The organism is Brevibacterium sp. S22 (assembly GCF_004745485.1).
GTDB lineage: Bacteria > Actinomycetota > Actinomycetes > Actinomycetales > Brevibacteriaceae > Brevibacterium.
In genome coordinates, this window is the sequence record NZ_RHFG01000012.1 from 69640 (window position 1) to 85527 (window position 15888).

12 protein-coding genes and 1 pseudogene are annotated in these 15888 nt (G+C 59.4%); 9 read left to right on the plus strand and 4 right to left on the minus strand.

The window, feature by feature from the left end; all coding sequences use genetic code 11:
- Positions 1 to 379: 379 nt before the first annotated feature.
- Complete coding sequence (locus EB835_RS11505; protein ID WP_135809613.1) at positions 380 to 2395, plus strand: ABC1 kinase family protein; 2016 nt, start codon at positions 380 to 382, stop codon at positions 2393 to 2395.
- A gap of 122 nt (positions 2396 to 2517) precedes the next feature.
- Here EB835_RS11505 and EB835_RS11510 read toward each other — a convergent pair whose 3' ends face one another.
- Positions 2518 to 3405 (minus strand): hypothetical protein, encoded by an 888-nt coding sequence (locus EB835_RS11510; protein WP_135809614.1) that lies wholly within the window; start codon positions 3403 to 3405, stop codon positions 2518 to 2520.
- A 219-nt stretch (positions 3406 to 3624) separates the two neighbouring features.
- Between EB835_RS11510 and EB835_RS11515 the strand changes: the two genes are divergently transcribed.
- Positions 3625 to 5166, plus strand: coding sequence for a nuclease-related domain-containing protein (locus EB835_RS11515; protein WP_135809615.1), 1542 nt, complete (start codon positions 3625 to 3627; stop codon positions 5164 to 5166).
- Positions 5167 to 5200: 34 nt separating this feature from the next.
- Here the strand turns inward: EB835_RS11515 and EB835_RS11520 are convergent, their stop codons facing one another.
- Positions 5201 to 6067 (minus strand): hypothetical protein, encoded by an 867-nt coding sequence (locus EB835_RS11520; RefSeq protein WP_135809616.1) that lies wholly within the window; start codon positions 6065 to 6067, stop codon positions 5201 to 5203.
- A gap of 88 nt (positions 6068 to 6155) precedes the next feature.
- Between EB835_RS11520 and EB835_RS11525 the strand changes: the two genes are divergently transcribed.
- Positions 6156 to 7094, plus strand: a complete 939-nt coding sequence (locus EB835_RS11525) for a patatin-like phospholipase family protein (protein WP_135809617.1) — start codon at positions 6156 to 6158, stop codon at positions 7092 to 7094.
- 109 nt (positions 7095 to 7203) lie between these two features.
- A complete protein-coding gene (locus EB835_RS11530; RefSeq protein WP_135809618.1) occupies positions 7204 to 9267 on the plus strand; it encodes a PQQ-binding-like beta-propeller repeat protein in 2064 nt (687 codons plus the stop codon).
- A gap of 218 nt (positions 9268 to 9485) precedes the next feature.
- On the opposite strand, the gene EB835_RS11535 is transcribed toward EB835_RS11530, so the two are convergent.
- On the minus strand, positions 9486 to 10145 hold the full coding sequence (locus tag EB835_RS11535) for a TetR/AcrR family transcriptional regulator (RefSeq protein WP_240688699.1): 660 nt from the start codon (positions 10143 to 10145) through the stop codon (positions 9486 to 9488).
- 206 nt (positions 10146 to 10351) lie between these two features.
- Between EB835_RS11535 and EB835_RS11540 the strand changes: the two are divergent.
- The 4 genes and pseudogenes from EB835_RS11540 to EB835_RS20650 form a co-directional block, all read left to right on the plus strand.
- Positions 10352 to 11719: pseudogene (locus tag EB835_RS11540) on the plus strand (cytosine permease); the annotation flags it as partial.
- Positions 11716 to 13329 (plus strand): amidohydrolase, encoded by a 1614-nt coding sequence (locus EB835_RS11545; RefSeq protein WP_135809619.1) that lies wholly within the window; start codon positions 11716 to 11718, stop codon positions 13327 to 13329. The pseudogene EB835_RS11540 and the gene EB835_RS11545, both read left to right, overlap by 4 nt.
- Positions 13330 to 13393: 64 nt before the next feature.
- Entirely contained in the window at positions 13394 to 13813 is a 420-nt protein-coding gene (locus EB835_RS20645) for a patatin-like phospholipase family protein (RefSeq protein ID WP_346763151.1), read from the plus strand.
- A complete protein-coding gene (locus tag EB835_RS20650; RefSeq protein WP_346763150.1) occupies positions 13814 to 14095 on the plus strand; it encodes a DUF6363 domain-containing protein in 282 nt (93 codons plus the stop codon).
- 76 nt (positions 14096 to 14171) lie between these two features.
- Here EB835_RS20650 and EB835_RS20655 read toward each other — a convergent pair whose 3' ends face one another.
- The gene (locus EB835_RS20655; protein WP_240688702.1) at positions 14172 to 14570 is read right to left on the minus strand and encodes a MaoC/PaaZ C-terminal domain-containing protein; all 399 of its coding nucleotides are present in this window, start codon (positions 14568 to 14570) and stop codon (positions 14172 to 14174) included.
- Between the two features lie 553 nt (positions 14571 to 15123).
- Here EB835_RS20655 and EB835_RS11560 point away from each other — a divergent pair.
- Complete coding sequence (locus EB835_RS11560; protein WP_135809621.1) at positions 15124 to 15825, plus strand: TetR/AcrR family transcriptional regulator; 702 nt, start codon at positions 15124 to 15126, stop codon at positions 15823 to 15825.
- Positions 15826 to 15888: the final 63 nt, after the last annotated feature.

Genomic DNA, 15888 nt, shown 5'->3' on the forward strand with positions numbered 1-15888 from the left:
ACAACGGAACTTGTGTTTTTGCTTGTCCGAGCGTTGAATGTCCTCGGTTCTGAGATGTTCTTTGAAGAGGATGCTTCGGTTTCGACACGTGTGTGGCCGCCTACATAGGTCGGGCGAAGTGTCTGGCCTAAGTTTGAACATCTGAGCCGAAGTGTGGGTGACAAACGGACTCTCGGTGGGGAAGACCTCCAGCATCGCTACGTCCGGCGAAGTTGGATGCGTACGTGGCATTAGAGATGTTCACGTCCACCGGTCAGCATGCTCCAATGCAAATTTCCGTTGGGTTGTTCTGGGATCTATTAGGCTGGTCACTGTGTCCAGCTTCGGTCCGCCTCCCGCGGACGGCGGCGCAGACCACAGACGACAGAAGGGCTGACGGGTGACGATCCTCTACACCATCGGACTGGGCGTCCTCAGCGCGCTCATCGTCGGATTCCTCGTCCGGCGGATGATGCTCACCGGCACCGGTGCCGCCCGCAACACCATCGTCTCCCTCATCATGGGCCTGTCGATCTGGCCGATCACCCTCCAGGCGTACAAACTGCTCGGAATCTCCGAATCCGATCAATACCCAAACCTGTCGATGAGCTTCCCGGCGATCATGGTCTTCCTGCTCCTCTTCGCCTGGTTCATCGTCATCCAAATGTTCGTCCTCCTCGCGATCGAACTCATCATGCCCTCGGGCACGCTCAGCTCACTCATCCGCAACGCGCCGAAGATCCCTACCTGGTACCGTCGCCTCAACCGACTCGCACAGATCCAGAAGATCCTCATCAAGTTCGGACTCGCCCGCTACCTCAAACCCCGGATCCCGACCCTGCGGGTGTCCTTGCGTGAGATCGCCGCGACCACCCGCGATGCCCTGGCCGCCTCGGGGGTCACGTTCATCAAGCTCGGCCAGTTCATCGCCACCCGCGGCGACATGATCCCGCACGAGTTCGTCGAAGAGTTCTCCACCCTCCAAGCCGGGGTGAAGCCCGTCCCGTTCTCCGAGGTCAAGGACCAGCTCGAGTCCGAATGGGGCAAGTCCGTCACCGAGGTGTTCGCCGAGTTCGACGAAATCCCCTTCGCGGGTGCCTCCGTTGCCCAGGTCCACCGTGCCGTGACCTGGGAAGGCCAAGCCGTGGCAGTGAAGGTGCAGCGACCGAAGATCCGCAAGCAGGTCCGCGCCGACTGCGATATCGTCCTCACTCTCGCCGACCGACTCGAGCGCACTACGGAATGGGCGAAGAAGATCGGCATCGGCAAGCTCGCCCGCAGCTTCGTCGACTCCCTCCAAGGTGAACTCGACTACCGCGGCGAGCTCGCCCACATCGAGGCCCTCCGGCTTGCCGATGAGACCGGTCGGTCGACGACGAAAACCGACTCCACCGTCCATATTCCGCACGTGTACAAGCACCTGTCCGGCGAGTTCGTCCTCGTCATGGACCTCGTCGAAGGTGTTCCCTTATCCCACGCCGCCGAGGTGGTCGACCACCTCTCGGACATCGCTCGCCGAGAGATCGCCCAAGACCTCTTCCTCATGGTCGTGCGACAGGTGCTCGGCAAGGGCATCTTCCACGCCGATCTGCACCCCGGCAACATCGTCATCTCGAATGCCGGCAGGGCGGGCCTTGTCGACTTCGGTGCCGTCGGGCGCATCGACAAACGTGACCGTCGCGCCATCGCTCTATTGCTTATGGCCTTCGACTCGCAGAACTCTCAGGCCGCGACGGCCGCGATCCTCGAACTCCTCGGCACACCGAGCGACGTGAATCTGCGTGAACTCCAGCGTGAGATCGGGCAGATCATGCTCAAGTACGGGGACGGTCTGCCGGGTTCCACCTCGGCGGCATTGTTCGGGGAGCTCATCGATTTCGTCGTCGACTTCGGGTTCCCGATGCCGGCCTCGGTGGCGACAGCATTCCGGGCGATCAGTACCCTCGAAGGTTCGATCACACGTCTTGTCCCCGAACTCAATCTGCTCTCACTGGTCACCCAGAACGGGAAGATGCTGCTGCGCGAGGTCGGGGGACTGGGCATCGACCGACAAGAGCTCGCACTGTATGCGGCGGCGACCGCCCCGCAGATCGCCGAGCTGCCTGGACAGCTCTCACGTATCGCCGGACACCTCCAGGACGGCACCCTCGACGTCGGCACCAGCGGTTTGAACATCTCGACGATCAAGAACCTGCTCGTCTCCACCGTCGAGCAATTCATTCAGGTGATCGTCTCGACGGCGCTCATCCTTGGCGGGGTGCTCCTCATGGCCGCCGACTTCGGTCCGGCACTGGCACCTGAACTCAAACTCTTCACCTACTTCGGTGCGTGGGTGTTGCTGGCAGGCAGCGTCATCGCCGCGCTGGTCCTCGCTCCCGCACTCAGGCAGCGAATGATGTGGGAAGGTTTGGGATAGTCCGACTCACAGTATGCTCGTGTAAGTTCAGTACCCAGCGTCTGGGCGTTTGCGAGACCACCAAACGCAATAAGTCCGGAGATCAGAACAAGCGAGTCAAGGCATCCGTTGGGTTGCGCGCGTTATCCCTGTTCGAGTTCTGGCTCCATGAGGTTGTACGAAGCCTGCATGACCGACCACGTGTTGGAGTTGGCTTCCTTAGAGCCCGTGACGACCACCGCCCGCTGACTATCCATGCGCAGGACCGTTACTTTCCAACTCGTGGATCGGCCAGTGGAATCTGAGTATTCGAGAAGCTCACCTTCAAATTGGGACGGCGCGGGCACTCGTGCGATCGCGGATGACCGGACGGCAGCTGGCAGCGCACCGAGAGCGCGGGAGGCATCAGGGAATTTCTCCGACACAGTACGTTCGGTACCGGAAGTGCTCTCCCCGTCGTTTCCGCTTGAGGTAACACGATTGGAATCGGCCGTTACGGATCCGGTTCTTTTCGCAGCTTTCCCGCTGACTTCCTTAAATGTACGTCGTAGCTCAATCAGCCACGGCCCTGCCGGTGAATATGTGCCGGTGGGATTCTTCCTCAACTCACGTTCTGCAACTGTAATGATGATGCGGTCGGGGGTTGCTCGCCACCCGATACGACGTTGCACTACTCTGCCAGATGAATTTCGTGGCTTGTCGAGTTGATTCACGCACGAAGCAATCTCGTCTCGCTCAATTCGCCGTACAGATGCTTCGTCCTGAGGTGCAAGGCTGGTGATGCTCGAGGCATCCGCGCGAACGACTTCGCCGCCGACATTTGCCTGGCCATTGCCCTTCTGTAGGGCCATTTGAGTTGACGCCTTCGCGCCCGGCCGAAAGGCCTTAGGCATGTCGGCAGAGTGTTCGAGAACCCGACCTTCGAAGGTCAACTCTGAAATTTCGGTCGCCTGTCCAGCATCAACGGTGTGGTTGCCTTTGCGAGCGATTCCACCAGTACCAGGTGCTCGACGTTCCAGATGATTAGACATCGTTTCCTCTTCAACAGAAGGTCGTCAACGGATTCAGGCTAGCAGTTCCCGGTTGCACAACGGCGGTTGTCGTGTGAAATCAAATTGCGGACCTCCGCTTCAAGTTCTGTTGCGATAGGGTGATACGGAAATCGAATCTGTTACGAGCGAGCAACTGTCGGCAGGTCGGCTCGCTCAGATCCGCAACCTCCTGAGTGAGGGTCGGGAGAAGAAGGTCACATGCCAGAACCTACGCATTACGAGATCCTCGGAGTGGCAGAGAACGCTCCCGACCACATCATCAAATCAGCATATCGCGCTCATGCGAAACACAGTCACCCTGATACTGGCAGGACCACGGATGCAGACTTCGGCAGCATCAACGAAGCATACGAGATTCTCAGTGACCCCGTGAAACGCGCCGCTTACGACAAGCAGCTAACCGGGGACTCGGGGAGCACCGCTGATAGACAGGAGGGCGCAGCCGATATCGGCTCTGATGACTTCGAAGATTCGTGGGGCAACGAGGATGCCTGGTCTCCGGAATACGAGTACGAACCGACTGACTTCGCTACTGAGGATCCACGCAAACTTGCCGGGTTTGACGCCTGGAAGACCATGCCGATTACGCCAGATCAAGTCGACTGGCTGCCGGATGCGCGACGCTCTCAGATGAACTACGTTCCTCTCGACCGGCCTTTGCAACCCATTCAGCAACCTCCGGAGGGTGCCGGAAACGATGGCTCGACGGGCAAACCTGGAATGAAATGGCTTGTGTGGAGCATCATCTGGTTTGTTGTCGCTATTGCCTACTCAATAATCACCGGAAGAGTCAACGCTGGACTCTTCGGGATGGGGGCATTCGTTGGTGCTGGCATCTTTGGTCTGCCCTATGTGTTCGGCGGGCGAAACGGATTCGTAAAGTGGCTGACTGTCGGATACTACGTTTTCGCAGTTATCGGACTGCTCATTGGTACTCTGCTGGCGACGGCGGCGCCGGATCTATCTTCAGACGGCGACACGACATCGTCAATTCCTCGAATCATTGCACTAGTAATTGCATCGGTCGCGATCAGCGTTTCTTTCGGTTTTGCAGCTCACGAGGGGAACAAGGCCTTGACCGCTCGATCGCTTCGTAACGTACAAGCACAATCGGCTCCAGCTACCGCCGCCCCGATCTACTCCGGGCCTTTGATTCCTCCAGCTCAGGCCGAACATACCAAGCAGTGGGGTACGCCTGGGAGAGGTCTCAATGACGCAAATGCGACTCCATTCACGGAACGGAATGCGGAGCTAGGATTCGGCGGGGAAGTGCTCACCAGTCAGCTCATGGACCCGATGATGGAAATTCCAGGAGTGCGACTCGTGCACGGAATCAATCTTCCGGGCTATGGCGAAGCAGATATCGATCATGTGATTCTCTGCGGTGATCTTCTCGTTGCAGTTGACTCCAAACATTGGCCCGGTGGGAACTATTACTGGCTGAGCGAACAGATCATGTGCTCCACTCCGCGTGGCAATGAACGACGAGGCAATCCCATGTCTTGGGGGCTTCCCACCTTGCAGCAGAACTTTCCCAACAAGCGTCTGATACCCGTCGTAGTGATACATTCCCATGATGGTGGTGCGGTCGCCACGAACAATCGCGACCGCGGCACCAATCCGGTTCTGATGACACCGTTGCAGTTCGTCCAGGAAGTGGGCCGGCTCTGTGTGGACCAGCATGCGAAGTCCGTCGATCCGGTGGCGTTGACGAAGCTAGTGAACATGATGGCCAAATGAGCATACGAGGGCTCTGAACCGACCTAGGTCCCGGTCAAGAAGGCTCGTTGCTTGCCCTCACCCTCGCGTCTTCGAGCCGCTTCTGCCGACGTTTCAGATTTGACCTACTGACCGAATAGGCGACGAACGCCAACAAGGCGATTCGCACAGTGGGCCACACCCAGTCGGGGACATCGAATGGCAGCTGGAAGCTCGGCACCCATCCGAACAGAAAGTCGATGACCCGACCGATGAACCGGCCGATCGCCGTCAACAATCGACCGACCGGCTCCAGCAGGTGACCAAGCCAGGCGAATATCGGTTCGAGTATCGGCGTCAGGTGCTTTGAGAACCATTTCTTGATCGGTTCGGTGATGAAGGCGAACAGTGCCCCGAGGCCAAGCAGAGGAACGATGAGCCGCGTCGCGGTCGTCAGCCCAGCGATCAGCGCAAAGGTGTTCGGTTTCGCGGAACGTTTGAGATCGCGCGCCTTTGAGCGACTCCCAGGCTCCGGGAGAAGCGGTGCGACACTGAGCCCTGAGTGGACTTCCACCTCGCCTGCACCGCCGAGGGCCGCCGTGCTGACATGGATGACTTCATCGTCGTTCAGCTCTCCTTCGTCATTCGGTCGCTTCACTGTGATGCGAACCGCGAGCCATCCGCCCACACGCACTTCGACGTTCGATTGCGCAGCTTCAGGGATGGCTTCGTCAATGGGACCTTCCGCTAGTGGGAGCTCTGTGTCTGTCTGATCGGAATAGGGCGGGTCTGGCTCAAGTTGCAGTTGCTCATTTCCATCGATGCTGAGCGCCACGACCTTCGTCCGCCAGGGGGAGTGGCGGACTGTGATCGTGTAGTCGTGTTGGCGTGTGTACCCTGTGTACGTGGTGGTGGAACTGAAGCGTAAGTGGGGATCGTTCATCGGCCCGAGTCTACAAGCCGTATTGCTGAAAAGGGGATATGGGGTCCACTCGACCGAAGCGCAGTGATCACTCGATAAGATAGTGACCATGACGAGCACGGAGCAGGGGACGAACACGGCACGAACGACACGCATCAGTGATACCGCACTGATCTTCGAAGGCGGTGGGATGCGTGCCTCGCTCACCAGTGCCATGGCCGTCACCCTGCTCAAGGCCGGTCTCGACTTCGACTGGGTCGCCGGCATCAGCGCCGGTGCCTCGAATGCTGTGAACTACCTGTCCCGTGATGCGTGGCGGGCCCGCCAGTCGTTTGTCGATTTCGCCGCAGACGAGCAGTTCGGCGGATGGCGCTACTTCGCCCGTGGACAGGGCATGTTCAACGCGGAGTACATCTACCAGCGGGCCGGTGCTCCTGATCAAGCGCTGCCGTTCGACTGGGAGACATTCAGCTCGAACCCCGGCGATATGCGTATCACCGCCTTCGATGCAGAGTCCGGCGAGGAGGTCGTGTGGTCGTGCAAAGACACCCCGCACATTGATGACCTCATGGTCCGAGTCCGTGCCTCGTCGACGATGCCCGGTCTCATGCCACCGGTGCACTTGGACGGACACGTCTACGTCGATGGCGCCATGGGGGAGGACGGCGGAATCGCTCTCAGCCAGGCCCAGCGCGAGGGTTTTGAGAAGTTCGTCATCGTCCTCACTCAGGAACGCGGGTATCGGAAGATGCCGCAGCGCTTTTCAGCTGTTTATCGCGGGATCTTTCGCAGGTACCCGGCTTTGGCGGAGGCGCTGTTGACGCGGTGGAAGCGGTACAACGAGACCCGTGAACGCATCTTTGCCCTCGAAGCCGAAGGCAAGGCCCATGTTTTCGTTCCCGAACGTATGCCCGTCGACAACGGCACCCGCGATCTCTCACGGCTCGCGGCTGCCCATCGGATGGGGCTGTCGCAGGCCCGCAGGGAACTGCCGGCGATCCGGGAATTCGTGAGTGTGTCAGGTAACGCAGTGTCATCGAGTCGATGACGACGTGGGTTCCTCGAAATCGTCGACAACAATTGCGATCTGACAACATTTCAGTCCTGCACTACTTTTCATGTAGTTGCGTCAGGGCTTCCTGCTAGATTTTCTGAGTATGAGCGACCACCCGAATTTCCGTGAATCACAGCCCCCGCCCGAGCAGGTTCTGACGAAGAAATCGAAATCCAAACCTGTCCTGCTCGGCGTTGCCGCGGTCGCGGTCGTGGTGCTCATCGCCGGAGCTTCGTTCGCCTTCTTCTCCGGGTACAACCCCTTCGGTGCCCCGGAGCCCAACTACGCGCAGACTCCCAGTCAGTCCGATGTCATGGACTTCAGCGGATTGAGTCAGGACATGCAACTCAACGGCGCGCCGCTGACCGCCTCAGCCGAACCGAGCGAGACCTCTTCTCAGATCCTGCGGTTCATCGGATCGACCACATCGATTCTCACCCGAGTTGGTGACGACGATACGCCTTCGTGGACGGTGTCCATCCCGCATCAGGACATCGACACCGGCGAGACCGAGCCGCTGGACGAGGCGATCGACCCTGACGCCTCCGAAGACACCTCCCACGAAGAGGAGGACAAACTGGCGGGCACTCCCGCCGCATGCCGAGTCACCGGCGGCGCTGTCCAATGCGGAAACCGAGAGGTCACACTCAGCGACGGGTCGATGACGAAGGCAGAGAGCAAGGCCGATGTCGACCCCGACCCCGCATCGTCGAGGGTTCCTCTCGACGTCGATGACGAAGGGGTAGTGACCGGGCCGACCGATCAGACCTATGATGGTCTGAAACTCGATCCTGAGGCTCATGTCTCGATGATCGTAGATCCGCAGGCGGGGGAGGCCGGACCGTGGGTGGTCTCCGATGGTCAGACCCTTGCCGGCGTCGATTCCGACAGCGTCCTGTGGACGCAGGGCCTCGATTCCTCCGCCGCCGAGGTGACCGGACTCGGTGATAAACGCGTCGCTCCGTCGTGGGTGGTCGTCGATGGTGTTCTCATCATCGGAACCTCGGACGGGGTCACAGGCCTCGACGTCTCGACCGGTGACCAATTGTGGGCAGTGTCCGCACCGACCGACGGGTTCGCGGTCACCGGCAGTCAGCTGCGCATCCAGCATGAAGGGGCAGTGAGCTCGTTCGACTTCACGGACTCTGCGGACGACGAATCAGTGGCGGCCGACAAAGGATTCGATGAGAGCATCTCAGCGCTGCCGTCACCGAAGCTTCCATCGGAGGACGACATCCGGAACGCGAACCTGGAGGTCCCTCCTGCCTGTGCAGACTTAACTATGGCCGAGGGAGCGAAGCAGGATTTCACGGACGGCAAGGCCGCAGAAGGAGAGTACGGGTCATCGATCGCCATCAATGACGTGACAACGTCGTTGGCCGCACCGAAGCCGATGGTCGCGATCGACTTCGTCTGCTATACGGGTGGGAACTGGGTGACGGATTCGGTCGGTGTCTATGACCAGAATCTTGACCTCGTCACCTCGATCGAGCCGTGGAGCGAGGACTCGGATTTCCAGCAGCTCGCCGATTTCAACCGGAGCATCGTCTCTTCGATCGATATGACCGGTCCCTATATGACAGCGAGGGTGAGCAATATCGCCGTGTTCGGGGACGAGGACTTCAACGCTGCAGAGCGCACGGCGGATGCGGAGCTTCGCTTCGTGTGGGCGAAGGGAGGGTACGAAGCTCAGGATGTGCTGTTCACCGCCGACGGAGCGACTGTTCGAGTCCCAAAGGTCGATGAGGTTCAGAAGTTCGTCGATGCGGCAGCCAAAGGCGACGATGACGCCGCCGGTGAGATGGCCACTGATGCGGTGATGAGAGACCTGGACACAGTCATCGGAGACGCGTCCGCGAACCCACCGATGACCTATCGCGAACTAGCTCTCCAGGACGGGACAGAAGTTGACACCTGCGAACTCATCGGAGTCGTGGACGAGGAATACGGTGACTACACAATGAGCAACGGCGTTGAACTGATGGAAGGAATCGGCGGTTTCGGCGCCGATTCCATCAAAGCCGGCGACGTCATCTGCGGACTGAAGGGGCCAGGCGAGACGATCGACCCAGACGAAGAAGGCAGCTGGTACGCGGCGCACCTGCTGCTGAAAGGCAATAAGGCGGGAGCGGTCAAAGTTTACTCGGTATCTTCGTACACCGGGTGACGACAAACTGACCCCCGATGCTAGATATCTCTGCTTAATCGTGCCGGTATGCAAGCATCACCAAGATCTCCTTTAAAGAATCCGCCGCATTGAGAAGACACTGCGAAGGGCAGCCGGCCCGGGGGCACGAACGATTTGATGCCTGCAACAAATGAGATTGCAGCGGCGCCAGTGAAGAGGACAACTCGATTCAGCGCGTCGGCGCAGCGTTTGAAGAGTCAGTTCGGATTGAATGCCCGTTCGTCGTTCGGATGTGTTCTCAGAGTTCCCGGCGCTAGGCCGAGAGCCCATTCGGCGACATCGGATACGAAGAATTCGTAGGCGTCGTGACCGAAGGGCAGCGGATTGTTGGCATAGACTCCGTAGCCATCTATGGCCATGTAGATACGCACACAGGCTGCTGTGGCATCGACTCCCTTGAACTCGCCGGTTCGAATTCCCTGTTCTATCAGATCGATCATTCGTGATCTTCCTGACTCCTCCAGCTCTTCGAGGGCCATTGCCATGGCAGCACTGGTCCGGCTGAAGTTTCGGGCTGATGACCACAGCCGGTACTGAGCTTGCGCTTTTGCTTCTCCCAGGCCCTCGATGATTGCTGCCAGCCGTGCGGCGGGTGATCCGGGAATTGTCTGCGTATCGAACTGTCCGTCTTTAGCCGCAATCGTAAATGCTTCGATAACCAGGCTATCGACGGCGGGGAAGTAATGGCTGACGAGCCCGGGCCGCACATCCAGTCGGGAGGCCACAGAGCGCACAGTAATTCGCTCCAATCCTTCATTAAGAGCGATCGAAGCTGCGGACGCAAGGATTTCGGCACGGCGTTCCGACGCGGGCTTGCGAACTCTGACGCGGTCTGAGCTTGACATCATGTTAGCCATGATATTGGATTAGTGACCAATAGGATATTGGTCAAGCGGCCAATAAAGGTTCGACGCAGGCAAAGATGCTTGTGACATCGAAAGGAACCTCCATGACCAACCGCGCTCCCTCCAGATTCGTTGATTCGGCGAAGACCCCGGAAGTCAGGGGCATCGAAATCGTTACCGAAGGCGAAAGACATGGCAGAGCATGAGATCTCTTCGCAGTTTGGGCCGCGCCGAACATCAGCGTTCTCAATTTCACTGTTGGTGCGAGTCTGACCATCATGGGGCTGGAGGTCTGGCAGTCTATTCTCATCAGCATCGCCGCAAGCCTGCTGTGGATTCTTCCGGGAATCGTGGCGATCAGCGGTCCTTCCGCTGGAACGTCAGGCTCGGTCATCCAGCGCGCAATATACGGAATCCGCGGGAACAAGGTCGTCATCGCGTTCTATGGATGGTTTATCTCGGGAGTCTTTCTCGCGCTGAATTGGGTCGCCTCATCGTTCATGGGCGCCGAGTTGCTCTCACGCTGGGGATGGTTGCCGAAACCGGCCGCCCTTGTCATGGTCACGATCGTGGTGGCTGGCATCACCCTTCTCGTGGCCATCTTTGGTCACGGACTGATTCTGCGGGCGTACGGCTTCATCACCATCGGCCTTTTCGTCATCTTCCTCGTCGTCTCTGGTTTCATCATCAGCGACATCGACTGGAGCTTCGTGCAGCCTGAGCCGCTGCATGGAGTCGCACTATGGTCGGCAGTGTCGATCGGCTTCGCCATTCAGGCGTCAAGCCCCCTCTCTTTCTCCAACAGTGCGGACATGGCACGATATCTGCCGAAAGACACCAAGCCGTGGGGAATCATCGCAGCAACCGCCTTGGGCGGTGCCCTTCCCGGAGCACCCTTCTACATCATCGGCGTCTTCATTGCCACGATCGTTCCTCCGGCCAGCCTGGACGCCGGTATCGAATTCGCTCTACTTGACATGATCCCGGTCTGGCTGGCTCCGGTCTTCGTCATCGGGGTGATCACCACAACGATCGCGTTGAACGGGATGACTACATATACGGCGTCGATGGCATTCCAGTCCATCGGCATTCCGATCCGGCGCATTCCATCTGCCATCGTCATCGGGGTTCTCGGTGCTGCCTTCACGCTCTATTTGGTCAATGCCACCAGTCTGCTCTCTGCCGTCAATCTCATGTTGCAAGTGCTGATCCTCATCTCTGCACCAACCATGGCGGTCTACGTTTCCGATATCTTGCTGCGCCGGAACCGTTATGACGGCCCGGGCCTGTTCATCGAGAATTCCTCGGGTCCGTTCTGGTTTCACGGCGGATGGTCATTGGCCGGTATGAGCGCGGCGATTGCCGGCGCGGTCACCGGCTCGCTGTTCATGGCCACAGAGATCTTCACTGGTCCGATTGCGGCGGCGACAGGATCTGTCGATCTCTCCGTGCCCGTATCGCTGATCATCAGCGCCGGGCTGTACATCGCTTTCGCTGGCAGAGGCGTGCAGCGACAGCTTGCCGCACGTTCGCAGTCAGAAAATTGCACCATGACAACCAACACCACTCAAGGAGTCACTTCATGAGCAAGAAGCTCTATGTTAACGCCTCATTCTTCACCGCAGACACCCGTGCGTGGGCGGATGCCCTGCTGATCCGCGATGACCGCATTCTTTATGTCGGCGACGAAGCAACAGCGCGCAGACTCGGCAACGATGCGCAGACCGTCGATTTGGGCGGGCGACTCGTCCTGCCCGGCTTCGTCGACGGACACGCCCACGTGATCGGGACAGGAGAAGCACTGGGGCAAGCCGACCTCAGCGGCGCTGCTGATCCCGACGAGATTCGGGCACGACTTTCCCAGTGGCACAGGGAACGCACCGACGCGCCTCGCATCCTGGCGATGGGGTGGCCGCATGGCGCGATTCCGGGTGGGCAACCCCACCGTGCCATGCTAGACGAGCAGTTTCCGGATATCCCTGTCTACGCGGTCGCGTACGACTATCACTCGATCTGGCTCAACACTGCCGCTCTGAACGAGGTCGGCATCACTGCGCAGACAGCCGACCCGTTGGGTGGGAGATTCCATCGGGACGCTGACGGGCAAGCGACCGGTTTTGTCGACGAGACTGCCTTCCACGGCATTGTCGGTCCGTTCCTCGACGAACTCGTCGATGCCTCCACTAGTGCGATCAATCTCGACCGTGTGCAGGCAGCTTACAGGAAGACAGGTGTGACGACTTCCTGCGATATGGGCTTCAACGAAACCGACCTCGAAACCTTCTTGGCGGCAGAACGAGCTGGGAGCCTTACGAGTCGGCTGAAAGCCTATTGGAGAATCAACAACACAGGCGATCGCGAACAGAACCTCGCTCAGGTCGCTCGAGCCGTTGAACTGGCTGAGAACGTCTCTTCTCCACTCCTGGACGTTGTCGGGGTCAAGGTGATCATTGATGGGACCGTCGACGGTTGCACAGCTGTTCTCGGAGTACCCTACGCCGACGGAAGCAACGCGGATCCCATCTGGCCGCTGGACGACCTCGCGCCTGTCGTGGCCGCTGCAGATGCTGCCGGGTTGAAAGTCGCCATGCACGCCATCGGCGATGAAGCGGTGCGAATCGCGATCTCCGCCGTTGAGCACGGAATCAGGGTCAATGGTGTCCGCTCTCGCAGGCATCGCATCGAACATCTCGAGGTCGTCGATCGAGCTGATGTCGAAAGGCTGGCTTCCCTGGGTATCACGCCGAGTATGCAGCCGGTCCACGTCGACCCGCTCAACGCTCCCTTCTGGCGTTCCCAATTGGGAGATGTCCGCGCCGATCAAGGATTCCCATGGCCTTGGATGACTGAAGCCGGTGCCCGACTCGCTTTCGGCACCGATTCGCCGACTGCGCCCCACCCTCCACTGCCCAACATGTACATGGCGGCTACTCGCAAATCCCCGTCCGCTCCTGCAGTAGTGCCGAACGTCTCCGAGTTCGCGGTTCCGCTGGCTGAGGCGGTTGTGCATGGGTCCTCCGACTCTGCATGGACGTGTGGCGCTGAAGACGAGATAGGGCGGTTGCGCGCCGGGTTGTACGCAGACTTCATCGTCCTTGACACCAACATCTTCGAGCGTCCGGTGGATGACTTGCTCACCACGTCTGTGCTGATGACAGTCCTGGGCGGACAGGTGGTACATCAAGCCGATCAATGACCGGCCCGGGCAGTTCGGGAGTGAGGGGCGGGACTCAGCATGAGGTATCAAGTCCTCACCACCAATCCCGAGTCACGCTCAGCACCCATCAAGCAGCGAGAACTGCCACGAATTCGCTCGTGGACAGGGCATGTTCAACGCGGAGTACATCTACCAGCGGGCCGGTGCTCCTGATCAAGCGCTGCCGTTCGACTGGGAGACATTCAACTCGAACCCCGGCGATATGCGTATCACCGCCTTCGATGCAGAATCAGGCGAGGAGGTCGTGTGGTCGTGCAAAGACACCCCGCACATTGATGACCTCATGATTCGAGTCCGTGCCTCGTCGACGATGCCCGGTCTCATGCCACCGGTGCATTTGGACGGTCACGTCTACGTCGACGGGGCCGTGGGTGAGGACGGCGGAATCGCTCTCAGCCAGGCCCAGCGTGAAGGCTTCGAGAAGTTCGTCATCGTCCTCACTCAGGAACGCGGGTACAAGTAGGTGCCACAATGCTTCCCTGCCGTCTTTCGTGGAATTTTCCGTCGCTATCCGGCGCTGGGGGAGGCGCTGTTGACGCGGTGGAAGCGGTACAACGAGACCCGTGAACGCATCTTTGCCCTCGAAGCCGAAAGCAAGGCCCATGTTTTCGTTCCCGAACGTATGCCCGTCGACAACGGCACCCGCGATCTCTCACGGCTCGCGGCTGCCCATCGGATGGGGCTGTCGCAGGCCCGCAGGGAACTGCCGGCGATGCTCGAGTTCCTTGAGGTGGATGCGGGGTAATCAGGCCGAGGACTCAGCCGCACCAGCGTTTGCACCTCGTTCGTTTGACCTTGATGGGCTACGGGTAGGCGACCTATTACCTGAACCAGACCATCCCATTGCGGATTGCCGCCTCGTCATCCTCGTTGCGCAACTCGAAACGGACTCCGTTGTCGGCCATGGCCGTCTTCAGCACGGTCGTCGAAGGACAGCACACCATCGCCGACAGGCTGCCGCTGAAACCGGCGATCCGGTCAGGCTCCCCATTGCCCTCGGCATTGACGATTGCTGAAAGTACTCGCGCAAAGGTGCCGGTCCCGTGCATGATCATCCCGGGAAGTCCGGCTGACTCGGCAACTTTTCGATCGGTGTGAATGGCCCCGTAGTCGCGCGCGCACTCGGAGAACACATAAGGCGCGAGCTTGTCGAAGACGATGTCCTCGTCCCGGGAGAAATCTCCCGCCGGTGCTTCGACGGGCTGCGGCAGATCCGGCACCACCTCGGGGCCGTTGACTCCAACCCCGCGGAAAACCGTCTGAGTGAAAGACGTTGCGACAACTGTCCCTTGCGAAGAGGTCTCGGTCCGATAGGTCAAGCGTGCCCCGGAGCGTCGCTGCTCGACACCGACGAGTGTTGCCGAGCATTCGAGTAGATCGCCAGACCTGATCGGCGCCCCGAGATCCGTCCGATTCCAGCTGTGCACTCCTCGTGAACGTTCCTCCTCGGACATATCGAGATGGGCCGTCAACGCGCCGATCGCATCCCATTCGAGGTGAGAGACGTACGCCGGGTGAACGGCTGGAGATCCATGACGATTTTCGAAATAGAGATCGTTGAGGTCGCCGACCGAGGCAGCGTAATTGCTCAGCCAACGGTCCTTGACCAGATCGGTGACGGCTTCGCCCTGTCGTCCTGCAGAATCAGAATGAAATACCATTCGTATGCTCACTTCCTATGCACCCAGGCCCCAATCGGAATCCAAGTGATCACTTGATATCGACTATTATCACGAGGAGCAACGGCGCCACAACCGCGAAGGAGAAGTCGAAATGACCATCGGACGCCCGACTGATGAAGCGGCACAGATCGACTATCTCACCGAAGGGGCACCCACCTATCTGGTCAAGGTTCCCACTCAGAAACGAGCCCGAGACACCTTCAATCGAATCGTCGCCGCGGCAGTCGACCTGCTGCTCGAGTCCGGTTTAGCGTGTCTCAACACCAATGCGGTGTCAGAGCGCGCAGGTGTGAACGTGGCCTCGGTCTACTCGTACTTTCGCAACAAGGAGTCGATCCTCTTCTTCCTCGCGGAATTCTACGAGAACTCTCGCGTGGCTCTGGTCGCAGCAGGTGCCGATCGCATGCTGTCCGCACCCGAATGGGCAAGCGCCTTGGCTGAGATCATCGACTCCTTAGTCGTGTTCCGCATCGAGCACCCAGGCTGCGTTGTGGTCCGCAGGGCGATCGAATCACTCCCTGATTCCCCTGATTTCGACGGCGCATCGACGCAGCAGGCGGCCGAGATTCTCACTCGTGCCTTCTCGCAGTTGAGTAGGTCGGTCTCGCCGGGGCAGCTGCAGAAGATCGCTCACTTCTACACGGATACGGTGACCGCCACCGTCGACCGCGCCTTCTCCGCGGAGCCGCACGATTCCGAGGCCATCGAATTCCTCAAAGAGATGTCGACCGCCTGGCTGGCTATCTTTCTGACGAGCGGGACAGGGCCTGACCTGATCCACGCCCAGAGGTGACGTCATATGAAGAAATTCGTTGACGGATCTGCCCCTCGACTCTAAGCTCCCAGATAAGCAAAC